This is a genomic window from Cupriavidus sp. CPT47-8839-RL05A, from assembly GCF_058792255.1.
The window spans coordinates 102,550-121,372 of sequence record NZ_JBYTEG010000004.1 but is presented as its reverse complement, the minus strand read 5'-3'; the positions used below and the strand labels follow the sequence as shown (position 1 = coordinate 121,372).

Annotated in this window: 17 protein-coding genes and 1 pseudogene; 15 read left to right on the top strand and 3 right to left on the bottom strand. The window is 66.8% G+C overall.

Going from position 1 to position 18,823, the window contains the following annotated elements:
• Positions 1-79: 79 nt before the first annotated feature.
• The 3 genes from AC3WVS_RS05810 (at position 80) to AC3WVS_RS05800 (ending at position 4,355) form a co-directional block, all read left to right on the top strand.
• Complete coding sequence (locus tag AC3WVS_RS05810; RefSeq protein ID WP_492317940.1) at positions 80-1,858, top strand: alkaline phosphatase D family protein; 1,779 nt, start codon at positions 80-82, stop codon at positions 1,856-1,858.
• A 181-nt stretch (positions 1,859-2,039) separates the two neighbouring features.
• Positions 2,040-3,653 (top strand): ABC-F family ATP-binding cassette domain-containing protein, encoded by a 1,614-nt coding sequence (locus AC3WVS_RS05805; RefSeq protein ID WP_492317776.1) that lies wholly within the window; start codon positions 2,040-2,042, stop codon positions 3,651-3,653.
• 81 nt (positions 3,654-3,734) lie between these two features.
• Positions 3,735-4,355, top strand: a complete 621-nt coding sequence (locus tag AC3WVS_RS05800) for a DUF2239 family protein (RefSeq protein ID WP_492317775.1) — start codon at positions 3,735-3,737, stop codon at positions 4,353-4,355.
• An 18-nt stretch (positions 4,356-4,373) separates the two neighbouring features.
• Here AC3WVS_RS05800 and AC3WVS_RS05795 read toward each other — a convergent pair whose 3' ends face one another.
• Positions 4,374-4,775, bottom strand: coding sequence for a hypothetical protein (locus tag AC3WVS_RS05795; RefSeq protein WP_340527417.1), 402 nt, complete (start codon positions 4,773-4,775; stop codon positions 4,374-4,376).
• A gap of 506 nt (positions 4,776-5,281) precedes the next feature.
• On the opposite strand from AC3WVS_RS05795, the gene AC3WVS_RS05790 reads away from it, so the two are divergent.
• The 6 genes from AC3WVS_RS05790 to AC3WVS_RS05765 all read left to right on the top strand — a co-directional run bounded on the left by AC3WVS_RS05790 (position 5,282) and on the right by AC3WVS_RS05765 (position 10,983).
• Complete coding sequence (locus tag AC3WVS_RS05790; RefSeq protein WP_492317774.1) at positions 5,282-5,788, top strand: DUF1993 domain-containing protein; 507 nt, start codon at positions 5,282-5,284, stop codon at positions 5,786-5,788.
• 495 nt (positions 5,789-6,283) lie between these two features.
• Positions 6,284-6,919, top strand: a complete 636-nt coding sequence (queE, locus tag AC3WVS_RS05785) for a 7-carboxy-7-deazaguanine synthase (RefSeq protein WP_492317773.1) — start codon at positions 6,284-6,286, stop codon at positions 6,917-6,919.
• Positions 6,920-7,042: 123 nt separating this feature from the next.
• Positions 7,043-7,519, top strand: coding sequence for a 6-pyruvoyl trahydropterin synthase family protein (locus AC3WVS_RS05780; RefSeq protein WP_010809539.1), 477 nt, complete (start codon positions 7,043-7,045; stop codon positions 7,517-7,519).
• A 9-nt stretch (positions 7,520-7,528) separates the two neighbouring features.
• Positions 7,529-8,131, top strand: a complete 603-nt coding sequence (gene tadA / locus AC3WVS_RS05775) for a tRNA adenosine(34) deaminase TadA (protein ID WP_010809538.1) — start codon at positions 7,529-7,531, stop codon at positions 8,129-8,131.
• Positions 8,128-9,087: a muramoyltetrapeptide carboxypeptidase gene (gene ldcA, locus AC3WVS_RS05770; RefSeq protein WP_492317772.1), complete on the top strand. Its 960-nt coding sequence runs from the start codon at positions 8,128-8,130 to the stop codon at positions 9,085-9,087. Before tadA ends, ldcA begins: the two co-directional genes overlap by 4 nt.
• 273 nt (positions 9,088-9,360) lie before the next feature.
• A complete protein-coding gene (locus AC3WVS_RS05765; RefSeq protein WP_010809536.1) occupies positions 9,361-10,983 on the top strand; it encodes an ABC-F family ATPase in 1,623 nt (540 codons plus the stop codon).
• A 68-nt stretch (positions 10,984-11,051) separates the two neighbouring features.
• Here AC3WVS_RS05765 and AC3WVS_RS05760 read toward each other — a convergent pair whose 3' ends face one another.
• Complete coding sequence (locus AC3WVS_RS05760; protein ID WP_492317771.1) at positions 11,052-11,660, bottom strand: hypothetical protein; 609 nt, start codon at positions 11,658-11,660, stop codon at positions 11,052-11,054.
• Between the two features lie 207 nt (positions 11,661-11,867).
• Here AC3WVS_RS05760 and AC3WVS_RS05755 point away from each other — a divergent pair, with 207 nt between their 5' ends.
• The 4 genes from AC3WVS_RS05755 to AC3WVS_RS05740 all read left to right on the top strand — a co-directional run bounded on the left by AC3WVS_RS05755 (position 11,868) and on the right by AC3WVS_RS05740 (position 17,428).
• The gene (locus AC3WVS_RS05755) at positions 11,868-13,301 is read left to right on the top strand and encodes an aldehyde dehydrogenase family protein (RefSeq protein WP_492317770.1); all 1,434 of its coding nucleotides are present in this window, start codon (positions 11,868-11,870) and stop codon (positions 13,299-13,301) included.
• A gap of 119 nt (positions 13,302-13,420) precedes the next feature.
• Positions 13,421-15,883 carry a penicillin acylase family protein gene (locus tag AC3WVS_RS05750; protein WP_492317769.1) on the top strand — a complete coding sequence of 821 codons (2,463 nt, stop codon included), beginning with the start codon at positions 13,421-13,423 and terminating at the stop codon, positions 15,881-15,883.
• A gap of 121 nt (positions 15,884-16,004) precedes the next feature.
• Entirely contained in the window at positions 16,005-16,712 is a 708-nt protein-coding gene (locus AC3WVS_RS05745) for a glutamine amidotransferase (RefSeq protein ID WP_492317768.1), read from the top strand.
• Positions 16,709-17,428 carry an MOSC domain-containing protein gene (locus AC3WVS_RS05740; RefSeq protein WP_492317767.1) on the top strand — a complete coding sequence of 240 codons (720 nt, stop codon included), beginning with the start codon at positions 16,709-16,711 and terminating at the stop codon, positions 17,426-17,428. The genes AC3WVS_RS05745 and AC3WVS_RS05740 overlap by 4 nt, the downstream gene beginning before the upstream one ends.
• Before the next feature lie 11 nt (positions 17,429-17,439).
• Here AC3WVS_RS05740 and AC3WVS_RS05735 read toward each other — a convergent pair whose 3' ends face one another.
• Complete coding sequence (locus AC3WVS_RS05735; protein ID WP_492317766.1) at positions 17,440-17,691, bottom strand: DUF1289 domain-containing protein; 252 nt, start codon at positions 17,689-17,691, stop codon at positions 17,440-17,442.
• Between the two features lie 168 nt (positions 17,692-17,859).
• Between AC3WVS_RS05735 and AC3WVS_RS05730 the strand changes: the two genes are divergently transcribed.
• Together AC3WVS_RS05730 and AC3WVS_RS05725 are read left to right on the top strand one after the other, a co-directional pair.
• A complete protein-coding gene (locus AC3WVS_RS05730; protein ID WP_492317765.1) occupies positions 17,860-18,330 on the top strand; it encodes a PaaI family thioesterase in 471 nt (156 codons plus the stop codon).
• A gap of 182 nt (positions 18,331-18,512) precedes the next feature.
• A pseudogene (locus tag AC3WVS_RS05725) lies at positions 18,513-18,722 on the top strand (cation efflux transmembrane domain-containing protein); the annotation flags it as partial.
• Positions 18,723-18,823 lie beyond the last annotated feature (101 nt).

Below are 18,823 nucleotides of genomic sequence, written 5' to 3'. Positions count from 1 at the left end.
TTGCCGGCGCCGGGCTTTGCGCGGCGATCGCGCCAGTGCAGCCCGCGGGCGAACAACAAAAGGTGACCAAAGGGAGACCATCGCAATGAGCAAGCTACTGCTCGGACCCGTGCTGTCGTTTCGTGGCCTCGGAACGGATGGCTCATGGAAGGTGACGGCGCTCATCGGCATCGAAGATCAAGCCAGGGTTCCTCAGGTCACCGTGGAGGGCCGCAAGGCCGGCAAGCCGGTGATCCTGCTGCAGCATGCGGGCCACACCTATCTGCGCTACGACTTGTCCTGCAAGCTGCGCAAGAACGAACGGCGGGTACCGTACAGCATCGAAGGTGTCGGGGAAGCGTGGCACTTTACCGTGCCCGGCAAGGGCTACGCGCCGCGCATGGCCTATGTTTCGTGCAACGGATTCTCCGACCCGAGCGGCATGCGCAAGCTGGTCAAGGCTGAGAATGCGGTATGGGCGGACTTGCTGTGCAACCACGACAAGGACATCCGTCCGGCAGGCTATGAGCTGGACAAGGAGCAGCTCTGGCACGAGGCGCGTACCCATGACCAGGGCAACCAGCGCTTCCATCTGATGCTGATGGGCGGCGACCAGATCTACTTCGATTCGATCTGGGAAGACCTCAAGCTGCTGAAGCGCTGGATCGGGCTGACGCGCGAGGAGCAGCTGCAGTACCCGGTGGACGCTGACCTCGAGAAGGAAATCGAGGACTACTATTTCAAGCACTACAGCGCGCGCTGGCTGCCTCATGCAAGGTCAGGATGGGGTAGCGCAGACAAGCCGCTCGATGCTGCCCAGGCCATGGCACGGATCCCCACGGTGATGATGTGGGATGACCATGACATCTTCGACGGCTGGGGTTCCTATAGCTCCGAGATGCAGCGCAGTCCGTTGTTCCAGCGGCTGTTCTTCCATGCGCGCCGGGCCTTCTGGGTCTTCCAGATGCAGCATGGTGTCGAACAGCTTCCCGACCTGGTGCCGCGCACTGACGTCAGGGTCCGGTCTGACGATCCATTGTTCGAGCCGGTCAAGTGGTCTCAGGTGCTGTCCGGCGACAAGCTTGCGCTGCCGTTGCTGGACGAGCAGCCGGGGTTCACGTTCGCGCATTCGGCTGGCCCAGTCGGCCTGATCGTTGCCGACCTGAGGACCGAACGATCCCAGGAACAGGTGCTTGGACCCGGTACCTGGGGCGCACTGCAGCGGTGGCTGTCGGGGATCGAATTGGGCCACGCCGCCAACCCTGGCGGCATCAATTGCCAGCACCTGCTGCTGATGTCTTCCGTGCCCGTGGTGCATCCCAAGCTGTCGCTGGCCGAAGCCTTCCTGGACAACTTTGGCCAGGATCATGTGCTCGACAGCAGTGCCGATGACCTCAAGGACCACTGGACCCACGACGACCACGAGGGCGAGAGGAAGCGCCTGGTGGAGACCTTGCTCAAGACCGCCAGCCAGAAGCAGCTGCGGGTCACGATCATCTCTGGCGATGTCCATGTCGCGGCCTGGGGTGTCGCCTACAGGAAAGATGTGGGGCCGAAGGACAACTGGGCGCAGATACAGCAGCTGACCAGTACTGCCGTGGTGCATCCCTCGCTGGTCGGGGTCATGGAGCGTCTGTTCTTCCATGTGCTGAACAACGTCGCTCAGTCGAAGCAGGCGCTTGATGTCAACCTGTCCGCGGAAATGATGCTCTTTCCCGGATCCAACCGGTACGTGATGCCGGCCAGGAACTGGCTTGCGATCGAGGTGGACCGGGGCACGGACAACCCGAACGGCTGCAAGCTGTGGGCGACGTGGCGGTGCGAGACCAAGGCGGCGTTCACCAATCACCTGCTGGCTACCGATCCGGTGAACTTATAATCTGGATCGAGTCAGAGAGTAGGGCGGGGCGGCGTGTTCAGGCATGCTTGCCCATGCCTCGCCGATTCAAACCCCATCCTCGGAGGATTCAAGCCATGCGCCATTGATGCCGCCGTCTGCATGACGGCCAGTCTCCACCGCCCCCAAGCAGGGGGAGTTCCTGGCATCCCTGGAATCCCGCATGTCAAATCCCAAGCTGACGCTGGAAAGCGTTTCCTACGTCCTGCCCGACGGCCGGACGCTCTTCTCTGAACTGTCCGAACAATTCGACGATCGTCCCACCGGCCTGGTCGGGCGCAACGGTATCGGCAAGTCCGTGCTGGCACGCATCCTGGGCGGGGAGCTGGAGCCCTCCGCGGGGCGTTGCGTGCGGTCGGGCAGCGTGCATTACCTGTCCCAGCAGGCCGCGCATGCCGTGCAGACGTCGGTGGCCGGGCTGGCTGGCGTGCAATCGGTGCTGGATGCGCTGCAGCGCATCGAGGCCGGCAGCACCGCGGCGCAAGACTTCGATGACGTCGGCGAGCACTGGAACATGCCGCAACGGCTGCGGCAGGAACTGGAGCGCAATGGCCTGGGCCACCTGCAGGCGGACACCCCGGCGAGCACCCTGAGCGGCGGCGAAGCCGTGCGCGTGGCACTGACCGGTGCGTTGCTGTCGGATGCCGATTTCCTGATCCTCGACGAACCCAGCAATCATCTGGACCGGCCGAACCGGCTGGCGCTGATCGCGCAACTGCAACGCTGGCAGCGCGGCCTGCTGGTGGTCAGCCATGACCGGCAGTTGCTGGAGGGCATGGCGCGCATGGTCGAGCTGTCGTCGCTCGGACTGCGCAGTTATGGCGGCGGCTATTCGTTCTATGCGCAATGCAAGGCGCAGGAGCGCGAGAACGCCCTGCAGCAGCTGGATCAGCGCAAGCTCGAACGCAAGCGGGAAGAACAGTCGCTGCGTGCGCAGCGTGAACGCCAGGAGCGGCGGCAGGCCCGTGGCAACCGGCAGGCGCGCGATGCCAACCAGGCCAGCATCCTGCTGGGCCGGCAGAAGGAGCGCAGCCAGGCCTCGGCGGGCAGGCTGCGCCTGCAGCAGGCCGCCACGCGCGAAGCGCTCGATGCGCGCGTGCACGACGCCGCGCAACAGGTGGAGGGCGATGCCGCGATCGTATTGCTCGCGTTGCCTGTCAGTCAGGCCGCGCAACGCCGCGTGGCTGAACTGGACGAGGTCGACCTGCCGTTCGTGCCGGCCGCCACGCGCCGCATCAGCCTGATGCTGACGGGCCAGCAGCGCGTGGGCGTCGTCGGCCCCAATGGCTGCGGCAAATCCACCTTGCTCAAGCTGCTGGCCGGCCAGTTGCAGCCGCTTGCCGGCCGCTGCGCGGTGCATGCCGAGCGCGCCTACCTCGACCAGCAACTGGCCGGCCTGCTGCCGCAGCGCTCAACCATCGAACAGATGCTGGCTGCCAACCACACCGCCGGGGAGGCGGCATTGCGCACGCGGCTGGCGCTGCTGGATCTCGATGCGCAGAAGGTCACCGCGCCCAGCGGCCTGCTCAGCGGCGGCGAGCGCCTGAAGGCCGCGCTGGCTTGTACCTTGTATGCCGATCCGCCGGCACAGCTGCTGTTGTTCGATGAACCCAGCAACCACCTGGACCTGCCGTCCGTGCAGGCGGTGGAGACGATGCTGCGCGGCTATCAGGGCGCACTGGTGGTGGTGTCCCACGACGATGTGTTCATGGGCAGCCTGGGGCTGACCCATCGCCTGGCGGCAACGCCGGACGGGTGGAAGCTGGAACCCTGGTAGGCGGTCTATTTATACCCGGATGATATTGACATCGGATTTTATCCGGGTAATATTCGGGAATCGTCTCCCAGGGGCATCCCCATGACCAACGCAACGCTTCACAGCTACACCACCTTCGACGGCCACCGGCGTATCGCCACTGGTTCGCTGCAAGCCAATGCGCTGGCGCTCAAGCGCGCGCTGGAAGCCGGCGCGGGCAGACCCGTGCTGGTTTTCGACGACGGCACCGGGCGCTCGATCGACCTGGATACGAGCGGGACCGAGGCCGCCGTACTTGAGCGGACGGCCGAGCGCGCCGCACAGCTCGAATCCGTGCGGCTGCCAGCCGGCGACAACGATGAAGCGGCGGACGTGGCCGAGCCCCGGGGCCGCGGGCGCCCGAAGCTTGGCGTGGTGTCGCGCGAGGTGACGCTGCTGCCGCGCCATTGGCAATGGCTGGCCGCCCAGCCAGGCGGGGCATCGGTGGCCCTGCGCAAGCTGGTCGAGCAGGCGCGCCGGGACCACGCGGACAAGGACCGCAGCCGCCGCGCCAGCGAACGGGCCTACCACTTCATGGTGGCGATGGCGGGGGATTTGCCCGGTTTCGAGGAAGCCACGCGGGCCTTGTTCGCGGGCGATGTGGCGGGCTTTGCGCAGCGGCTCGAGGCATGGCCGGTGGATATCCGCGAGCACGCGATGCGCCTTGCGGACAGCAACGCTTGAACGGCTCCGCGGGCCTGGTCAGATGCCGCCCAGCAGGTCATGCGCATCCACGATCGCATAGGCGATCTCGGGATGCTCTTCCATGCTGCGGCGGATGGCGGCTGGGATCGACTGGCGGATCTTGCGGCACAGGCCGGGCTGCTCCTGCACCTGGATGCTGATGCCGCGCACCGTGCGCACGCCGCGCGCGCTGGGGGTGATGGTCAGCACGATGCCCAGCTGGGTCTGCATCAGGCTTTCCATGCGCTGCAATTCAGCCAGGCTGGTCAGGCGCTCAAGCCGTTCGACCAGCCGCTTTTCTTCGGCCCGGGTGAGCCGCAGCACGCGCAGGTCGGCGTTGGGGTCACTCAGCAAGGCTTCGCGCCCGCAGATGCAGGCGCCGGGCGGGCATTCCGTGCGAAGAGGGAGCGGCGCGTTCATGTGGGGCGCGGCCACAAGGCCGCAAGATAGCGGGGACGATGACCGGATATGTTAATTCAGGTTGCCGGTCGCCGGTTGCCCGCTGCGGGCACGCCATCTTTCCCGCAGCCCCTCAGGTCTGCGGCCGCGGCACCTGGCCTGGCCGCGCCCTGCCGTCCCACACCTGTTCGCCATTGTGCGCGGACATGGTTCAGTCCAGCTGCTCGATATGGGCCGACGCGAGGGTGAGCCGCCGGCCATGCGCGCGGCCCTGGCGGTGCGGCCGCTGTTGCCCGCGGTCGGCCTGGAAATCTGGGCGACCCATTCCAGCCTGCGCCGCTGCCATTGGCGGGGCGCCGCTTCCTGGCCTCGGTTGGCAAGGTGCTGCGCGACATCCGGCCGCCTGCCGCGTGCGCGCAGGGGTAGTCCGGCAGCAAATGCCGATCCGGTCTATGCTCGCGGCAGCGGTGCGGCCCGACGGCCCCCGACAACAGGAATTTCCAACCTAGGCCTGCACAGGAGACCCCATGGCACTCTCGATGTACGAAGTCTCGATTCCCTTGTTCATCCGCGCGCTCGGCAACCTCGCCGCGATCCTGGACAAGGGCGCGGCCCACGCCCAGGCGCAGGGCATGGACCCGGCTGACCTGATCCAGACCCGCCTGATCGCCGACATGGATGCGCTGTCGGCACAGGTGCAGCGCGCCAGCGACGCCTCCAAGGGCTGCGCCGCGCGGCTGGCAGGCATCGAGGTGCCTTCGTTCGCCGATACCGAAACCACCTTTGCCGAACTGCAGGACCGCATCGCCCGCACCATCGGGTTCCTGGAGCAGATCACGCCTGAACAGTTGGAAGGCAGCGAGCAGCGCGAGATCGAGCTGAAGCTGCGCCAGGGGCCGATGACATTCGACGGCAAGTCCTACCTGCTGGGCTTTGCCTTGCCCAACTTCTATTTCCACGTGACCACCGCCTATGACATCCTGCGCCACAAGGGCGTGCAGATCGGCAAGCGCGACTACCTGGGGCTGAAGTAAGAAGCCGAGCGGGGCCAGTAGGAAAAAGCCGGGCGCGGATCCCGGCTTTTTCATTGTCGAACAGCCGCTTGGGCGGCCGCCGCCGGTCAGCGCGGTCAGCACCGGGGCGCCGATGGCGGCCCTTTGCAGCAAAACCGGGTGATCTGCAGAAGATATTTGCCGCGCGCCTGGCCGGCGGCCGGGACCGCATCCCGCCAGCCTCTAAGCGAAAACCCTGACCCCTCTGGTATACTTGCATTACGTCCGGACCGGCCGGACGCAGCCTGCGACAGGCCACAGGCGGTTCCTCCGGCAGTGCCCGGAGCCCTGCACGGAAAACCCGGTGCACACCGCCCGCGCTGCCAGCCATGGGGCGCCGATCTGGGAGCCCGAGCCCAGATCCGTGATACTTGTTATCCGGCCTTTGCCCAATACCTGTTGAAACCCCGGCCAGCCCAAGGGCGCGGCCGAATGCCCGTTAACGGTCGAAAAACGGTCCCAGAGAGACCCCCACGCATGACTTACGCCGTCAAGGAAATCTTCTATACGCTGCAGGGCGAAGGCGCCAACGCCGGCCGCGCCGCGGTGTTCTGCCGCTTTGCCGGCTGCAACCTGTGGAGCGGCCGCGAAGACGACCGCGCTAGCGCGGTGTGCCAGTTCTGCGATACGGATTTCGTCGGCACCGATGGCACGCGCGGCGGCAAGTACCGCACGGCCGAGGAGCTGGCCGCGGTGGTCGCGTCGGAATGGCCGCAGGGCGGCGGCGGCCAGCCGCTGGTGGTCTGTACCGGGGGCGAGCCGCTGCTGCAGCTCGACGCGCCGCTGATCGACGCGCTGCATGCGCAGGGCTTCGAGATCGCGATCGAAACCAACGGCACCATCGCCGTGCCGCCGGGCATCGACTGGGTCTGCGTCAGCCCCAAGATGGGCTCGGAACTGGTGGTCACGCGTGGTGACGAGCTCAAAGTCGTGATCCCGCAGGAGGGCCAGGACTTTGCCGCATACGAGCAGCTTGATTTCCGCCATTTCCTGGTGCAGGCCATGGATGGCCCGCTGGCGAGGGAAAATACCGCCGCCGCGGTGGCGTTCTGCCAGCGCCATCCGCGCTGGCGGCTGTCGCTGCAGACCCACAAGCTGCTGGGCATCCGCTGAGCGGCGCGGCATCCACGGTATCGACAGGTCGCCCAACGGACGGCAAAACGTACACAATACAGGCTTCGGACGCGCGCGCAGTGTCCGTTCCAACGCAGGCGGCCGGCACCGGCGCCGGTACACATGAGCAAACAAGTTTCCATTACCCGCCGGCTGGAGTTCGACTCCGGCCACCGCATCCCGAACCACTGCGGCCAGTGCCGCAATATTCACGGCCACCGCTACCGGCTGGACCTGACGCTGTCGGGCGAGGTCCTGCACCGCGAGGGCGCGTCGGATGACGGCATGATCCTGGACTTCGGCGACATCAAGGCGCTCGCCAACGAGCACCTGGTCAACAAGTGGGACCATGCCTTCCTGATCTATCGTGGCGATACCGCGCTGCTGAACTTCCTGCAATCGATGGAAGGGCACAAGACCGTGGTGCTGGACGCGATCCCGACGGTCGAGAACCTGGCCCAGGTTGCCTTCGACATCCTGGCGCCGGTGTTCAAGGACTGCTTCGGCCACCACCTGCAGCTGACCAGGCTGGTGCTGTTCGAAACGCCCAACTGCTGGGCGGAAGTGAGCGCGCCCGCGGTGCTGCCGGCGCAGGACTGAGCGGGGACGATGCCAGAGACGCCACCGCTGCCGTTGCGCGCGCTGCGCGCCCTGCCTGAAGACCCGGCCGAGGCTGCCGAGCGTGATGCGCGCTACATGCGCGCCGCGCTGGAAGAAGCCCGCCTGGCCGAAGCCGCCGGCGAGGTGCCGGTGGGCGCGGTGGTGGTCTGGAACGACACCATCATCGCGCGCGGCCACAACCTGCCGATCCGCTCGGTGGACCCGTCCGCCCATGCCGAGATGCAGGCACTGCGCGCCGCCGCCCAGGTGATCGGCAACTACCGCATGCCTGAGTGCGAGCTGTACGTGACGCTGGAACCGTGCGTCATGTGCAGCGGCGCGATCCTGCACGCGCGGCTGCGCCACGTGGTGTTCGGTGCAGCCGACCCCAAGACCGGCGCCGCCGGCAGCGTGCTCAACCTGTTCGAGCAGGCGCAGCTCAACCACCAGACCACCATTGCCGGCGGGGTGCTGGCCGACACCTGCGGCCAGATGCTGAAGGATTTCTTCGGCGCGCGCCGCCGGGCGCAGAAAGCCGCGCAGAAGGCGGCACAGCAGGACGCCGCCGCGCCTGTCACCGATCCCGACAAGAACAACGACACCGAAGCATGAGTACGCCGAACAGCAGGCCGCCGCATACCGAAGTCCGACTGATCGCCTCGTCCGGGTATCCGCACGACGTCGCCATCGCCGCACGCGGCTGTGCCTGGCTCAAGCATCATGGCTACCACATGACCAACCCCGACGTGCTGGCGCGGCGCTACCTGCGCTTTGGCGGCACGGATGCGGAGCGGCTGGCCGACCTGCACGCCATCGGCACCGGCGCGCCGCACGAGCTGACGCTGGCGGTGCGCGGCGGCTATGGCATCGCGCGGCTGCTGGCGCAAGTCGACTTTGCCCGCATCGCCGCGCAGGCCAGCGCCAGCGGCACGCCCATCGTCGGCCACAGCGACTTCACCGCGTTCCAGCTGGCCTACCTGGCGGCGACGGGTGCCGTCACCTTTGCGGGGCCGATGCTGCTGGCGGATTTTGGTGCCGAGGTGGTGGATCCCTTCATGTGGGAGCATTTTGAAGGCATCCTGCGCAACCCGGCGTACAGCGTCGATGTCGCGGCGCCGCAGTCGGGCGGCCAACCGTTCTCAGGCAGCGTGGAAGGCACGCTCTGGGGCGGCAACCTGGCCATGCTGTGCAGCCTGCTGGGCACGCCTTTCATGCCGCAGGTGGAGGGCGGGGTGCTGTTCCTGGAAGACATCAACGAGCCGCCGTACCGGGTGGAGCGCATGCTGATCCAGCTGCAGCAGGCCGGCGTGCTGGGCGCGCAGCGCGCCATCGTGCTGGGCGATTTCTCCAATTACCGCGTCACCGACTACGACAATGGCTACGACATGGACGCAGTGGTGGCCTACCTGGGCGACCAACTGCCGGTGCCGGTGCTGACCGGGCTGCCGTTCGGCCACTGCGCGCGCAAGCTGACGCTGCCGGTCGGCGCCCAGGTGCGGCTGGCCGCACGTGCGGATGGCTTCAACATGGCGTTTTCCGGCTATCCGGTGCTGGCGCCACTGGCCTGACCGGCCGCAGCGTCCGATGCCGCGCATCCGGGTGCAAGGAATGCGTCTGGATGATAGAATGTACGGTTATTTCCTGACTTCCTGCCGGGTTCTCGCATGAACCGGGCGCGGCCCGTGCCGCATCGCCAGCCATGGCCGCCGGATGACTCCGGGCCAGCGCGATGCATCTCCGGCAAGGCCCGTCCCTGAGCGGCATGGGGTGCGCCTCGTGCGCAAAACCGGCAAGCCGCGGCCAGCGCCGCGGCGCCACAATCTCCAGACAAGGTTCAAGACGTGCTTTCTACCGCAAACATCACCATGCAGTTCGGCCCCAAGCCGTTGTTCGAGAATATCTCGGTCAAATTCGGCGAGGGCAACCGCTACGGCCTGATCGGCGCGAACGGTTGCGGCAAGTCCACCTTCATGAAGATCCTGGGCGGCGACCTGGAACCGTCGTCGGGCAACGTCATGCTGGAGCCGGGCGTGCGCCTGGGCAAGCTGCGCCAGGACCAGTTCGCCTATGAAGACATGCGCGTGCTGGACGTGGTGATGATGGGCCACACCGAGATGTGGGCCGCCGCGCAGGAGCGCGACGCCATCTACGCCAACCCCGAAGCGACCGACGAAGACTACATGAAGGCCGCCGAGCTGGAGGCCAAGTACGCCGAATACGACGGCTACACCGCCGAGGCCCGCGCCGGCGAGCTGCTGCTGGGCGTGGGCATCCCCACCAGCCAGCACCAGGGCACGATGAGCGACGTCGCCCCTGGCTGGAAGCTGCGCGTGCTGCTGGCGCAGGCACTGTTCTCGAACCCGGACGTGCTGCTGCTGGACGAACCGACCAACAACCTGGACATCAACACGATCCGCTGGCTGGAGACCGTGCTCAACGAGCGCAACTCCACCATGATCATCATCTCCCACGATCGCCACTTCCTGAACTCGGTCTGCACCCACATGGCCGACATGGACTACGGCACGCTCAAGGTCTATCCGGGCAACTACGACGACTACATGGAAGCGTCGATGCAGGCCCGCGAGCGCCAGGTCGCCGCCAACGCGCGCGCCAAGGAGCGCATCAGCGAGCTGCAGGACTTCGTGCGCCGCTTCTCGGCCAACAAGTCCAAGGCCCGCCAAGCCACCTCGCGCGCCAAGCAGATCGAGAAAATCAAGGTCGACGACATCAAGCCGTCGTCGCGCCAGAACCCGTTCATCCGCTTCGAGTTCGAGAAGAAGCTGCACAACCTGGCCGTGGAAGTGGAGAACATCACCAAGACCTACGACCGCAAGATCATCGACGGCCTGTCGCTGGCGATCCAGGCCGGCGAGCGCGTGGCGATCATCGGCGAAAACGGCGCGGGCAAGACCACGCTGCTGCGCAGCCTGCTCAACGGCGCGGTGCAGACCGGCGTGCAGCGCGGCGTGGAAGTGGACCGCGGCACGGTCAAGTGGGCCGAGAACGCCAACGTCGGCTACATGCCGCAGGATACCTACGAGGAATTCCCGGACAATCGCGACGTGATGGACTGGATGAGCCAGTGGACGCAGGCCGGCGACGACGAGACCTCGCTGCGCGGCACGCTGGGCCGCCTGCTGTTCTCGGCCGACGACATCCGGAAGTCGGTCAAGGTGCTGTCCGGCGGCGAGAAGGGCCGCATGATCTGGGGCAAGTTGATGCTGGGCCGCCATAACGTGCTGGCCATGGACGAGCCGACCAACCACATGGACATGGAGTCGATCGAATCCCTGCAGATCGCGCTGGACAAGTTCACGGGCACGCTGATCTTCGTTTCGCACGACCGCGAGCTGATCAGCGGGCTGGCGACGCGCGTGATCGAAGTGCGCACCGACGGCACGCTGACGGACTACCTGGGTACGTATGACGAGTACCTGCAGTCGCAGGGTATCGACGGCTGAGCGTCGGGACGTTGACGATGAGAGAAGGCCGCCTCGGGGCGGCCTTTTTTCGTTGCTGCGCCGCAATCTCAGCCGGCGGCGATGCGATCTGTGATCTGGTCGAGCTGGCTCGTGATGGCACGCGCGGTGATGTCGCCCTTGGCCTTGAGCAGCGCCGCATGCAGCGGTTCGCGCAGCGCCAGCAGGCCGGCCAGGTCGGTGGCCCTTTCGACCTTCACCTGCAGCATGTAGCCGCGCAGGCCCAGATGCTGGCCGATCACGTCGGTATAGAAGTAATACAGGCTCTCGAAGGCCGCGATGTCGGCGGGCGTGTGGGCCGCGGTATCGGCCGGTTGCGGCGTCTCCGGCACCTCGGGGGCGGGTGCGTGCCGCATTGCATACACGGAGAACATATTGGTGTCGGCGGCAGGCGGGACCCGCGCCGGGGCCTGTGCCGCTGCCAACGCAGCGGGCGGCCGTGCCGGCTCCGGGACGGCTTCGACCAGCCCCTGTGCCACCAGTGTGTCCATGGCCTCGGGGGCCACCCCCATGCCGGCCACCTGCGCCAGCAATTCCTGCCCGCGGCGCTCGCCGTTGACCATCAGCAGCAGCGCGCGCAGCTTGTGGTCAAGCTTGCGTGCACGCGTCCGGATCTCGTCCTGTCCCGCATCCGTCTTGCGGTAGATCGGATCGACCATGTCTCACCCCTTGTTATGTCCGGCCGCCTTTGGCTAGAGTCCCTGTCAGGTGGTGCGGCCGATTATCGCCACCTTCTTGCCCGGAGCGGTAGGCGCGGCTTTCCGCGGCGCAAAAACATAGTCCCGAATCCGCTCTACAATGTGCGTGCACCATAAAAGTAACAAAAAAATTGCAATCGCCAATTCACCAAACCGAGAACTGTGGCCATGCAACAACGAGACAAACTCTTTATTAACGGCAAGTGGGTCGCTCCCCACGGCAACGGCACGATCGACGTCATCCATTCCGCCACCGAGGCGGTGATGGGCACCATCCCCGAAGGCTCGGCGCGCGACGCCGAGGATGCCATCCAGGCGGCCCGCGCGGCCTTCGACAGCTGGTCGGCCACGCCGCCGGCGGTGCGTGCCGGCTATATCGCCAAGATCGCCGAAGGCCTGAAGGCGCGCAGCGAAGAGCTGGCCCAGCTGATCGCCGGCGAAGTCGGCATGCCGATCAAGCTGGCGCGCGCGATCCAGGTGGGCGGGCCGGTCTACAACTGGGGCCAGGCCGCCAAGCTGCTGGACGGTTTCCGCTTCGAGGAAGAGGTCGGCAACTCCCTGGTGGTGCGCGAGCCCGTGGGCGTGGTGGGTGCCATCACCCCGTGGAACTACCCGCTCAACCAGATCACACTGAAAGTGGCGCCGGCCCTGGCCGCCGGCTGCACCGTGGTGCTCAAGCCCTCCGAGGTGGCGCCGCTCAATGCCTTCGTGCTGGCCGAGGTGATCGAGGCCGCCGGCCTGCCGCCGGGCGTGTTCAACCTCGTGACCGGCTATGGCCCGGTGGTGGGCGAGGTGCTGGCCAGCCATCCGGAAGTCGACATGGTGTCGTTCACGGGTTCGACCCGAGCCGGCAAGCGCGTGTCGGAACTGGCCTCGCAGACCGTCAAGCGCGTGGCGCTGGAGCTGGGCGGCAAGTCCGCTTCGGTGATCCTGGACGACGCCGACCTGCCGTCGGCGGTAAAGGGCACTATCAATGCCTGCTTCCTGAATTCCGGCCAGACCTGTTCGGCGCATACCCGCATGCTGGTGCCGCGGGCCCGTTACGATGAAGTGAAGGCGATCGCGCAGAAGGTGGTCGAGGGCTTTACCGTGGGCGATCCGCTGCAAGAAACCAGCAAGCTGGGACCGCTGATCTCCGCGGTGCAGAAGGACCGCGTGACCGGCTATATCCGCCGGGGCCTGGACGAGGGTGCCGAGCTGGTGGCTGGCGGTCCCGATACCCCGGAAGGGCTGGACAAGGGCTTCTTCGTCAAACCGACCGTGCTCGGCAACGTGGAGCCGCGCGCCACCGTGGCGCAGGAAGAGATCTTCGGGCCGGTGCTGTCGATCATCTGCTATGACACCGAGGAAGACGCGGTGCGCATCGCCAATGACAGCATCTATGGCCTGGGCGGCGGGGTCTGGTCCGGTGACGAGGCACGCGCGATCCGCGTGGCGCGCCGCATCCGCACCGGCCAGGTCGATATCAACGGCGGCCCGTTCAATATGCAGGCGCCGTTTGGCGGCTACAAGCAGTCCGGCAACGGACGAGAAGCGGGCAAGTACGGCCTGGAGGAATTCCTGGAGTACAAGTCGCTGCAGCTGAAGAAGCCGGCGGCCTGATGCGGCGCTGAGCGGCGCTGATGCAATATGGGAAATGCCCGGCTGGCCCGGGCATTTTTTCGTGCGGATAATGTGCGGAAAACACGCACAACATAACGAAAGTCATTGGGGGAGCAACGATGCGCTGGTTTGGTCGGCTGACCAGGTTTGTAGCGGGGCTGCTGGTGCTGGCGGTGGCCGGCGCTGCCGCGGCCCTGGTCTGGTATCGCCATGCGGCGCAGCCGCCTGCTTCCGGCCAGGAAGCGCTGGCGGGTTTGCGCGGCCAGGTCACGGTCGTGCGCGACGGCCATGGCGTGCCGCATATCCGCGCCGCCAGCAAGGCGGACGCCTGGTTCGCGCTGGGCTACGTCCATGCACAGGACCGGCTGTGGCAGATGCAGATGAACAAGCGCGTCGTTGCAGGTCGGCTTGCGGAGATCCTGGGACCGTCCGCGCTCGATACCGACAAGTTCCTGCGCACGCTGGGCGTGCGGCGTAATGCCGAGGCCATCCTGGCGCAGGCCTCGCCCGAGACCCGTGCCGCGCTGCAGGCCTATGCCGACGGCGTCAATGCCTGGATCGACCATCGCAAAGGCCCGTTGCCACCTGAATTCCTGCTGTTGCGCGCGCAGCCCGAGCGCTGGGAGCCGGCCGACACGCTGGGCTGGCAGACCATGATGGCCTGGGACCTGGGCGGCAACTGGACCCAGGAAACCCTGCGCATGCGGCTGGCGCAAGTGCTGCCTGTGGCCCGCATCAGCGAGTTGCTGGCGCCGTATCCGGGCGAGCAGCCGGTGCGCACCATGGATTACGGCCATCTGTACCGGCAACTGGCGCCGCTGGCGAGTGCCATGGCCAGCGTCGGCGACAAGGCGCCGCCGGGATATGTCGAGGGCATGGGCTCGAACAACTGGGTGGTGTCGGGCGCGCATACGCAATCGGGCAAGCCGATGCTGGCCAATGACCCGCACCTCGGGCTGCAGGCGCCCGCGCTGTGGTATTTCGCCAGGATGACAGCGCCCGGCCTGGACGTGGCCGGCGCCACGCTGCCCGGCATGCCGCTGGTGGTACTGGGGCACAACGACCGCATCGCCTGGGGCCTGACCAATACCGCGCCCGACGTGCAGGACCTGTATATCGAACGGCTGCGCCCCGGCAACGACACCCAGTACCAGACCCCGGACGGCTGGGCCGCATTCGAGACCCGCACCGAGACCATCCGCGTCAAGGGCGCCCCGGACGTGGTGCTGAAGGTCCGCGCCACGCGCCACGGCCCGGTGATTTCCGATTTGTCCGAGCCGCTTTCGGCTGCCGCGGGACCGCTTGGCGCACAGTATGTGGTGGCCTTCCAGTGGACCGCGCTGCGCCCGGACGACCGCACCTTCCAGGCGGGGCTGCGCATGAACGAGGCGCGCGACTGGGCCGGCTTCACCGCGGCGCTGCGCGACTTCCATTCGCCGCAGCAGAACATTGTCTATGCCGATGTCGACGGCAATATCGGCTTCTATGCGCCCGGACGCGTGCCGCTGCGCCGGGCCGACAACGACCTCAAGGGGCTGGCGCCGGCGCCCGGCTGGGATGCGCGCTACGACTGGACCGGCTTTATCCCGTTCGAGGCATTGCCGCACCGCTACAACCCGGCCGACGGCGTGATCGTGACGGCCAACCAGCGCATCGTCGCACCGGACTACCCGTACTTCATCACCAGCGAATGGACCGTGCCGTATCGCTTTGACCGGATCAAGGCGCTGCTGGCGGCCACGCCCAGGCACAGCTTCGACAGCTTTGCGGCAATCCAGAAAGACGTGGTCTCGCTGGCCGTGCGTGATGCCTTGCCGCTGCTGCTGGCCGCGCCCGTCAGCCGCGATGCGGGGCGGCCCGAGCGCGAACGCGCCTTGCTGGGAGCGCTGCGCAAGTGGGACGGAAACATGGACCCGGCGCGCGCCGAGCCGCTGGTGGTCACCGCGTGGCTGCGCGAGCTGTCGCGGCGGCTGTTCGAGGAGAAGGCGGGCGAGGCGATCTTTGTCCGCCTGTGGGACCAGCGTAACGTGCAGCAGCCCATGCTCAACATCCTGCGCGATCCGCGCACGCTGGGCGCGTTCTGGTGCGACCGGCAGCATACGCGCGCGGCCGAGACCTGCGACGACGCCATCGCAGACGCCTGGACCCGGGCCATGGCGGACCTGTCGCGCCGCTACGGCGACGACGCCGCCCGCTGGCGCTGGGGCGAGGCGCACACGGCCCGCTCCGAGCACAAGCCCTTCGGCAAGGTGGCGTACCTGTCGCCGCTGTTCAACCTGCGCGTGCCGACCGGCGGCGATACCTATACGGTCAATGTCGGTCGGCACAACCTGCGCGACGACAAGGCGCCGTTCGAGAACACCCACGCGGCCAGCGTGCGTGCGCTCTATGACCTGGCGGACCTGGAGGCGTCGCGGTTCATGGACTCCACCGGGCAGTCAGGCAACGCGCTGTTGCCGCGCTACCGCGACTGGTCCGGCAAATGGGCCGCGGTCGAGTACGTGACGATCCCGCGCGTGCCATCGCTGCCGCAGCAGGATGCGCCAGATGCGCTGATCCTGGTGCCGGTTGCGACAAAATAGCGCAGGTTACGACATGCCGTGCTGAGAATGCTCGCAAATAGGCGAGATCCTGCCATGGTCTTCGCGGGGCGCAGCAATTGACGCTACCATGGGGACCCCTTTCGACCGGCAGGAGTCCCCGATGGCAACGCGTACCACCCATGTGATCCAGCACGTCGCATTCGAGCATGCGGGCGTGATCGGCAATGCCTTGCGCGCGCGCGGGCACGCGTTGCAGGTGTTCCAGGCCGGTGTCGATGACCTGGCACCCATCGCGGACAATCCGGCCGACCTGCTGCTGATCCTGGGCGGCCCCATCGGTGTCTATGAAACCGATGCCTATCCCTGGCTGGAGGCCGAGATCGCCCTGATCCGCCAACGCCTGGCGGCTGGCGGCAAGATGATCGGGGTTTGCCTGGGCGCGCAGCTGATCGCGCGTGCTGCCGGCGCGCGCGTCTACGCGGGCACGCGCGAGATCGGCTGGGCGCCGATTGCGCCTACGCCAGCGGGGCAGGATTCCGCGCTGGCAGAACTGGCCGCCGCCCACTGGGAGGTGCTGCACTGGCATGGCGATACCTTCGACCTTCCGCCCGGCGCGCAACTGCTGGCATCCACCGCCGCGGTACAGAACCAGGCCTATGCCATCGGCAACCAGGTGCTGGCAATGCAATTCCACCCCGAGGTCATGCCGCGCGATATCGAGGCCTGGCTGATCGGCCATACCGTCGAGCTGGCCAAGGCCGGCATCGATCCGCGCACCATCCGCGCGCCTACTGCGGAAGTCGGTGCCACGGTGGCGGCCGCGGGCGAGCGCATGTTCGCGCGCTGGCTGGAGGAAGCCGGGCTATGAGCCAGCCGGCATCGTCCGTGCGCGCGGTGATCAGCGCCGTATTGACGGGGCAGGCGCGCCCGTTTGGACCCAACGGCGTGCCCAGCGGCATCGCCAAGACCGCGGCTGGCGAGCGGATTCGCGTGACCGCGCTTGGGCTCGAAGGCGACGGGCAGGGCGATCCGCGCCATCACGGTGGTCCGGAAAAGGCGTTGCACCACTACGCCTTCGATCATTACCCGGCGTGGCGCGAGGAACTGGCTGCGCAGGGCGCGCAAGGCAACGGTGTGCTCGACGTTGCGGGCGCCTTCGGCGAAAACCTGAGCACCACCGGGCTGACCGAGGCCGCCGTCTGCATCGGCGACCGCTTCCGTCTGGGCACGGCGCTGGTGGAGGTATCGCAGGCACGCCAGCCGTGCTGGAAGCTCAATCATCGATTCGGCTATGCAGGCATGTCGCGCGCCGTGCAGCAAAGCCTGCGCACCGGCTGGTACTACCGTGTACTGGAGACTGGCGACGTGGCGGCGGGCGATGCGCTGGAACTGGTGGCGCGCCCCTGTCCGCGATGGTCGCTGCAGCGCCTGCTGCAGGTGCTGTATGTCGACCGGCTGGACTATGCCGCGCTCGCGGAAATGTCAGAGCTGGCACCGCTGGCCGGGAACTGGCGCAAGCTTGCGCGGCAGCGCGTGGAACGCCGCGAAATCGAAGATATGGAGCGGCGGCTGGCGGGCGGCTGAGCGCCGCCGCCTCAGCCCTGGCGGAACCGCTTCCCTGTACCTTCGCGCGTAATGCGCTCCCAGACCACCTGCTTTTCCTCTTCGCTGAAGAACACCCAGTTGCTGACCTCGGCCGCGGTGCGGCCGCAGCCCTGGCAGATCTCGTCGAACAGTGTCGAGCAAATGCCGATGCAGGGGCTGTCCGGGCGCTCGGACAGCGTGGAATCCGTGGTGCCGTGGTCCGGTTCGAGGCGGAGCGGGGCGGATTCTGAGGGCGACGGCATGATGGCTGGAGGGATTGGGGTGAAACGGCCAGCCATTATATCGGGTACGAATGACAGGCAGTCGGAATGCCGGGCTGGGCCGGCGAGGATTACGTCTGACGTAATTGAGCAGCGTAGGCCATGCCCTTACGCTGCTGGCAGGACGTAAGCCGTTCACAGGAGCCCAGCATGTCCCAAGCCCTTGCCACCTTGCCCCGCCAACACGATCGCCACGCCGCAGTCGACCCCCGCATGCGCATTATGGTCGACAACGTCCTGATCGGCTCCCCGGTGGCGCGCGCCCTAGGCGTGCGGCTGGCCAGCCTGGCGCCCGATCATGTCGAGCTGGCGATGCCATTCCTGCCGACCAACGTGACCCACGGCAGCATCGTCCATGGCGGCGTCATTGCCACGCTGATCGATATTGCCGGCGCCGCGGCGGCAGCTTCTGGCGCCAGTGCCGACAATGTGAAGGGTGGGGCGACCAGTTCGCTTTCTATCCAGTACCTGGCCCCGGCACAGGGTGCGGCGCTGCGCGCGGTGGCGATGGTGGTGCGGCGTGGGCGCCGGCAGGTGGTCACCGACGTGTCGGTCTATGCAGAAGCGCCGGACGAGGGCGTACTGGTGGCCAAGGCTTTGATGAGCAGTGCCATGTTCTGAATCCGGAGCGGACGCATCGCGCGTCCGTTTTCTCAAATCTATAAAACGCAATTAACCGCAGTATTTTTACCTTCACACCCAAACGCGCCAGTACACTGGCGCGAACTGCTTCCAATGCAAAGGGCGCAGCCTCGTGGAGGAAAGCGATGCAGCATGGGCCTGAAACTGCGCAGCAGGGCGGGATGTCAGCGTCCCCGGCGCCTGCCGCATCCCAGACGCTCCCGGCAAGCCCAGCGCCTTCGGGGTCGCGTATCGCTGTCTACGGTGCGATTGCCGCCAACGTGGCGATCGCTGCGACCAAGTTTGTCGTCGCCGCCGTGACCGGCAGCTCGGCCATGCTGTCCGAGGCCATCCATTCCACCGTCGACACCGGCAATGAGCTGTTGCTGCTGGAACGGGAGGAAGAGGGAAAGGAAGGGGAGACGGCCGGGAAATTGCTGCCGGCCGATGCAGCCGCCGGTTTGCTCCCCTCTCCCGCGCGCGGGAGAGGGGC